Genomic DNA, 6,823 nt, shown 5'->3' with positions numbered 1-6,823 from the left:
CCCTTTCGCCTCAGCCAATTGGTTATTGAGGGCTCTTTTCGCCATGATGGCGGCCACACTGCTTCCCTGCAATTCCTTTTCAAACGCACTTGGTATGTGATTAAACTCTGTACGCTTAGACGCCTCCAGCTTAATTTCCTCACTACTGGATTTATTCTCCTCCAACAGTTCTATCGTATCCGACGCCGTTTTCACGTTCAAGCTCTCAGTCCCGGACAAAGACACGGCTGCCCCTTTCAAGGTCAGCGCACCACTCGCACTGATATTCACATTCGAGGTGCTTTTCAGACTGATGCCTACATCCTTGTTCATGGAGATGTAGAGCATCCCTTCCTGGGCCGTCATCGTCAGCTCTTTATCCCCGAGCGTAAACTCTTTCCCCTGCGGATTCCCAAACGTCTTCACACCGGGGTCCTGCATTTGCCGCTCCTGTTTCTCGGCAGCCGCTCCTTTTGGCGCATGGCGCACGGAGTTCATGACCATGCCGTCGTCTTCATCGTCGCTTGGGAAGTACAGCTTTACCTTTGACCCGAGCTCGGGCATGAGGTACAAAATTTGGTTGCCTTCCGCCGCGTACGGGAACCACTGGGCCTTGCTTGGCTCTTGCTTTTTGTCCATGTTCAGGTGGAGCTTGACCTGGTTGCGACCGATTTGAATCACTTTCCCGTCGATCGCCGCACCGATGATGGCCTTGTTGTACAGCTTCGTTTGCTTGACGGCTTCAGGCACGGCGCAGACGTAGCTCCACCTCAGGAGTCCCTGCTCCAGCTTCCCAGTCACTTTCGTAATGACAAATGTTTGCCCTTCCCGCCGCACCTCATCTCCGATTTGCAACAGGTCGTCGTAATCGAAGGCGTATGTCGTGTACTGGTACTCGCTGACGGACGAGGAGCCGTTTGCGGCTTTTTTCATGTACGGCGCGATGGCCCGGTTGACCTCGTATGGCGATTCCTCATCCAGCTTGATTTGCTTGCGTCCCTCGGGCATGCCGATCCACAAGCGTACCTTATGCGCACTCAAATCTGGGACGAGAACGGCTCCGACATGGGACGCGATTCGTCTTAAAAAGGTCCAGTCTGTCTCCTCGTACTGCATGATGTATTTGCCCTGCTGGCGGTCGTCGAAGGCTTGATCGATGACATCTCCACCGTGATAGATGGACATGATTTCGTCTACAACATCTCGGTACAACCGATTCACCTGTTGAAACGAACGTGTTTTCACGCTCAGATCTAAAGCATATGTATGCGACACGGCCTTTATTGTGACGTAGTGAATGTCCCGTACGACCTTGATCTCCACATGATCCAGCCGACCCATGAAAATCGGCTGTTTTTCCCCGCCCTCCACCTTGTACAGCTCGATGGGATCGTGGGTGCCGGCACGATTGATGATCTCGTCCTCTTTGTCTTCCGGAACAATTCCTGTGATTGTGAGCTTGGCATGCGTGCCTGTTTGATGGACGAACTCCAGCTGATCTAGCCGGATCGGTCCATATGGCCAGACGACTTTTATATCCTGATAGGTCATGACGCCACTTGTACGCTGCATGTTCTCTCCCCTCCTTCTCTAGCAAGCGCGATAAGCGTCAATCCTGACCGTCTTTTTCAATCGTGATGATGCCTGAACGATTGCAAACCAGCTGTGACCTGCTCAGCAAGGCATGCTCGTTGTCGATGAGCACATCGTGTTTTCCATCTGTCCATTTCGAGAACGTCTGTGGTACACACACATCTCCTCCTGCTGCTTTGCAAAACCCAAAGCATCCGATATTCACGCCGGGGACGTGATCGGCGACATTCATGACAGGCTTGTTAAGGCTGTAAACGCCATGGCACCAGGGTAAATTCAAAATGCCGGGGTCGGTTCCCTGACTACACTTGAGGGTCGCTCCCCGCACGACATATGAGTACTCGGGGCTGAACAACCCCATTGTAAGTGCTTGAAGTAACGCTAGCATCATTAGACCTATCTCCCCTTCCAAAAAAATCCTCCGCAAGCAACTTCCATATTCCGTCTTATTTTTACATTCCATCTAATAATCGGGATATATTGGAAAATATTTTATGGGTCAAACGTCCTGTTTCCTTATTTTTCTAAGTAACCCAAAAAGGCTCCCACCAACTCTGCAATGGTTGGGGAAGCCTTTTTGAATTCAAACCTATTCACACTATATGGTTACGCTCTCCTCGATCACCAGTTCACCGTTTGTCGCATCGAGACTGGCCTCTACGCCCAGAGGGAGAGCGATGTTGCACACGCCATGTCCGATCTGAATGTTCCAGATGGTTGGCTTTCCGTACGGTACGACGATATTTTGAAATACATCCCAGACAGAGAAACCTTCGCGCTTTTTCGGCTCACAATCGGTCCATGTCCCGATGACGACGCCCGCACAATCATCAAACAAGCCACCTTGCGCAAGCTGTGTCAGCATGCGGTCAATCCGGTATGGCTCTTCGTCGATATCCTCCAGGAACAACAGCTTACCTCTCGTATCGAGCTGGTAAGGCGTGCCCATCAAGGCGGAGACGAGGGCGAGATTCCCGCCGACTACGGGTCCAGCTGCCTGACCTTCGACGAGACAGACGATTTCTTCCCCCGGCGGATTCATGATTGCTCCCAATGGCTCGGGGCGAGTCATGGCGCGCAGCAAATATTGCTTGGACCAGTCATCCAGTCCATGCGCGATGTCTGAGGTAGCCATTGGTCCGTGAAGGGTAGCCAGATTCGCACGCTGTCCGAAAACGGTATGCAACGCCGTAATGTCACTGTAGCCGATAAACAGCTTCGGGTTTTGGGCGATGAGGTCATAATCGAGCAAGGGCAGGATTTGTGGGGAACCGTAACCGCCGCGCATGCACATGATCCCGTCCACTTCCTCGTCGACGAACATGGCATTCAGCTCAGCCGCCCGTTGCTCAGGAGTTCCCGCCAAATACCCACCGTACGATTCTCGGCACGTATCCGATATTTTCACCTTGTATCCCAGACCTTGCAGCTCTGCTATTGCTTTGTTCAGCACTTCTTCTGTGGCAGGGCTAGAGGTCGCCACTACTCCGATTGTATCTCCCGCTCGCAACGCTTTCCCTTTGTTCATCTGTCCAGTCTCCTTCTCCGGGTTCTCTCCCCATTATCGTACATCTGTGTCAACTGGTGCATAACCATTTTCGCAGCTTGCGACTTGCAGACGGCTGGCTGATTCCGAGCGCTTCCGCTACCTTTGTCGTCGTCTTATGCTGCTCATACGCCCGGTGCACGAGCTGGCGCTCCACCTCGTCCATTGCTTCCTGCATCGCCATCACACGATCGACCTTGATCCCTTTGTGCTCCCTGTACTCTTGGTTATGTATGTAACGCGGAATTTGCGCGGGCGTAATGAGGACATCGTGAGACGTGACGACGAGCCGTTCCACTACATTTTCCAACTCCCGCACATTGCCAGGCCAATCGTATTCACTGAGGATGCGATAGCAGGTATCTGCGAGCTGTCTCTCCAAGCAGTACTTTTGCGAAAAGACATTAAGAAAATAATGAACGAGCACGGGTATTTCTTCCTGCCGTTCGCGCAGCGGCGGAATCTCCAACGGAACGACGTGAATGCGATAGTACAAATCCTCGCGAAACCTGCCTTCCTTGACCATTTGCCGCAGGTTTTTATTCGTAGCCGTGATCAGCTTTACATCTATTTTTCGCGAGACAGAGCTGCCTACGGGCGTAATCGTTTTTTCTTGCAACACATTCAACAACTTCACTTGCAAGGAGAGTGACATCTCCCCGATCTCGTCCAAAAACAGCGTGCCTCCGTTTGCCTTCTCAATCAAACCTGCCTTACCATCTTTGAATGCTCCTGTAAAAGCACCCTTTTCATAGCCAAACAGCTCCGACTCCAGCAATGTCTCGGGAATGGCTCCGCAGTTGATGTGCACGAATGGTTTGTCCACCCGAGGACTGCACTCGTGGATGTATTTTGCCAGCACGCCTTTTCCGACACCTGATTCTCCTAACAGGATCATGGATGATTCTACCTGCGACAGTTTTTTGGCTAACATGGCGACCTGCTCCATGGACTGACTGCGGTAGATCAAGCTAGTCTCTCCTTTTTGTCTGTTGTTCTCCTTGGTCATTTCACTTTGCAAGACCGTCCCGACGTACTTGACTTCATTTAATTCCTGCTGTAGTTGCTCCTGGCTCGTTATATCAATGAAAGTATGAACCACTCCGCTAAAAATCCCGTCCTGATCCCAAATCGGTGTGCCTTCCACAAAAAGCTTTTGATTTTTGCGGGTGGTTTGAATCGTGTGTACTTTTTTCTTGTCGCGAATGACCCGCATCGTGATCGTTGGCGCAAAATAGCCGAGGTGATAAAACTCCTCGATCGGTTTGCCTATCAGCTCTCTTGGATCGATTCCGAAAAATTCCTCATATCGTCCTGAGCCATACAAGGTTCTGCCTTCTGTGTCTGTTACGTGCACGATATCAAACAGCGAACCTAATAACGATTCATAATCGACCATGGCGCTCTCTACCCCCCATGCCCCCCGCATCTTGTGGAGTGACACGTACATAGCGATTCGTCGGTCTGCCTACCCCACCATAGCTGACATCCATTCTGACACTCCCGCTCTTCTCCAAATAGTCCAAATAGCGTCTGGCTGTCACTCTCGCGATCCCTACGCGTTCGGCCACGTCATCTGCCGAGAGCGGCTGACTCTCTTTCTCGATCTGGCGCATGATCTGCTCCATAGTAACAGCGTGCAGTCCCTTCGGCAGCACTTCTCTGGCTGGAGTGGCATCGGCTTGTTCCTTTTCCCGGCTTTTGCGGAATAACAGCTGGTCGACCTCATCCTGAGACGCGGTTCCCTCCCACTCAATCCGTCGGCGAAACTCTCGATAGTTTTCCAACGACTGCTTGATCCGTTCAAACTGAAACGGCTTGATTATATAGTCCATCGCCCCATTGCGCAGCATGGACTGGATCGTGGTTTTGTCCTTGGCAGCGGTTACGACGATGACGTCCACTGCATGTTTGGCGGCGCGCAGCTCCATCAGCGCCTTCACCCCGTCCTGGATCGGCATGAAAATATCAATGATCACCAAGTCAGGAGTGAGCTCTTTCACTAGCTTGAGTCCATCTGCCCCGTTGGCTGCAATTCCGACCACGACAAAGCCCGGGACGCGCTCAATGAACTGCTTGTTGATTTCCTGTACCATCGGATCGTCTTCCATAATCAGTACGCGAATGTGATCGTTATCCTTCTCCATGACTGTCCACCTCCCCCATCGGAAACGTTATGAGAAAGCTGGCCCCTTCTCCGCGTGCCGAATGGCAAACCAGCTCGCCTCCCCCTTTATTGACCAACTGATGCACCAGATGCAGACCAAGTCCACGGTGCGCACGCTCTTTCGTAGAAAATCCCCGTTCCAGCATATGTCGGCGCGTCTCTTCGTCCATGCCGCTTCCATTGTCCTCCACCAAAATGGAGCAAATCTCATCGTCTTGCTCGATACTGATCATGATCTCCTTCTCGTCGCGTTCGATGCGCTCCAGTGAATCAAAGGCATTCTCGATCAGATTTCCCAATATGAGCACGAAATTATGATGATCCATGTACGGCGGAAAACGTTCCAGATGACTCCTGCGATCAATGACAACACGGATGCCCAGCTCTCTTCCGCGACTTACTTTGCCAATCAAGAGCCCAGATAAATTCTCATCCATGATCCGCGTGGTTAAAAAGGAGGTGAGCTCCTCTTGCTGCTCGTTGACATCGAACAAATAATTGAGTGCCTTTTCATGCTGATGGAGCTGAAGCAAGCCTGCGATGGTATGCAAATGATTCATGTGCTCGTGATTTTGTACCCGCAGTGCACCCACGAATTCTTTTACGCCCGTCAGCTCCTCCGCCATTCTCGCCACTTCTGTTCTGTCCTGAAAAATCGCAATGGCACCGACGATCTTTTCCTCGACCTTGATCAGAAAACGGTTGGACCAGAGCAATGTATTGCCGACGTGAATTTCCGTGTTGGTAAAATTCTGGCGAAGCTCCAACACTTCTGGTAATCTGGTGTCGTGCAGGACAGACCGTATGTGCTTGCCCAGCACCTCTCCTTCTATGCCAAAAATTTGCTTCGCCCTGTCGTTAAAGATTGTGATTCGCTCCCGATTATCGATAGCGATTACTCCCTCATGCATGGCATGGAAGGTTGCGGTTCTCTCTACCAGAATTCGCGCGATTTCGTCCGGCTCCAAGTCGAGCATCTGCTTTTTCATGTGACGGGCCAACTGATAGGAGCCCCACACCCCGAACAATAAGGAGAGGAAAAAGGTCAGCGCGATATTGTTTCGCTCGCTGTACAAGATTCCCCAGACATCAGGCATGACACGTCCGACCACGACAACACCCACCTGCTGATGCTGGTCATCCATGATCGGCACGTAGGCCCGCAGAGCCGTTCCCATCTCTCCTATGACTTTTTGAAAATAGGAGTGCTCGGCATAGGCCTCATCAACCGCAGGGTCCATAAACACCGTACCAATCCGCTCATCTAATGGGGCTGAGTAACGAACACGCTCCCTATTCAGTACGACGATATACGTCACATCATTGACGACGCGCAGGTTGTTGGCTGTCGGTTGGATCACCTTCCACCCGTCTGGTTCCTGAATGCTTTTCTGTACATTTGGAATCGTCGCAACCGTGCGCGCTGTGGTCATCAGCCGTTGTCCCAGTTGGGTTTCCGTAATCCGAATAATCCCTCCGGCCATGATCAAGTTTCCGATGATCAAGGAAAAAAGAACGATTCCGACGGAGAGCAGCAT

General features: G+C 51.6%; 5 protein-coding genes and 1 pseudogene. All 6 read right to left on the bottom strand.

What is annotated here, in order from left to right; translation table 11 throughout:
- A pseudogene (locus HP401_RS19280) lies at positions 1 to 1,551 on the bottom strand (late control protein); the annotation flags it as partial.
- 37 nt (positions 1,552 to 1,588) lie between these two features.
- Complete coding sequence (locus HP401_RS19275; protein ID WP_173606173.1) at positions 1,589 to 1,963, bottom strand: DUF4280 domain-containing protein; 375 nt, start codon at positions 1,961 to 1,963, stop codon at positions 1,589 to 1,591.
- A 207-nt stretch (positions 1,964 to 2,170) separates the two neighbouring features.
- Positions 2,171 to 3,100 carry a S66 peptidase family protein gene (locus HP401_RS19270; protein ID WP_173606172.1) on the bottom strand — a complete coding sequence of 310 codons (930 nt, stop codon included), beginning with the start codon at positions 3,098 to 3,100 and terminating at the stop codon, positions 2,171 to 2,173.
- Positions 3,101 to 3,149: 49 nt separating this feature from the next.
- Entirely contained in the window at positions 3,150 to 4,517 is a 1,368-nt protein-coding gene (locus tag HP401_RS19265) for a sigma-54 interaction domain-containing protein (RefSeq protein ID WP_173606171.1), read from the bottom strand.
- Positions 4,504 to 5,265: a response regulator gene (locus HP401_RS19260; protein ID WP_173606170.1), complete on the bottom strand. Its 762-nt coding sequence runs from the start codon at positions 5,263 to 5,265 to the stop codon at positions 4,504 to 4,506. The genes HP401_RS19265 and HP401_RS19260 overlap by 14 nt, the downstream gene beginning before the upstream one ends.
- A complete protein-coding gene (locus HP401_RS19255) occupies positions 5,252 to 6,823 on the bottom strand; it encodes an ATP-binding protein (protein WP_173606176.1) in 1,572 nt (523 codons plus the stop codon). The genes HP401_RS19260 and HP401_RS19255 overlap by 14 nt, the downstream gene beginning before the upstream one ends.

Source organism: Brevibacillus sp. HB2.2 (genome assembly GCF_013284275.1).
GTDB classification, from domain to species: domain Bacteria; phylum Bacillota; class Bacilli; order Brevibacillales; family Brevibacillaceae; genus Brevibacillus; species Brevibacillus brevis_D.
The sequence above is the reverse complement of the archived record's forward strand: the minus strand, read 5'-3'. Positions and strand labels throughout refer to the sequence as shown.

Bases quoted from the DNA above. Each gene is read 5' to 3' on its own strand.
- HP401_RS19265 (WP_173606171.1), bottom strand. From the start codon at position 4,517: ATGGTCGATTATGAATCGTTATTAGGTTCGCTGTTTGATATCGTGCAC.
- HP401_RS19255 (WP_173606176.1), bottom strand. From the start codon at position 6,823: ATGCTGCTCTCCGTCGGAATCGTTCTTTTTTCCTTGATCATCGGAAAC.
- HP401_RS19275 (WP_173606173.1), bottom strand. From the start codon at position 1,963: ATGATGCTAGCGTTACTTCAAGCACTTACAATGGGGTTGTTCAGCCCC.
- HP401_RS19270 (WP_173606172.1), bottom strand. From the start codon at position 3,100: ATGAACAAAGGGAAAGCGTTGCGAGCGGGAGATACAATCGGAGTAGTG.
- HP401_RS19260 (WP_173606170.1), bottom strand. From the start codon at position 5,265: ATGGAGAAGGATAACGATCACATTCGCGTACTGATTATGGAAGACGAT.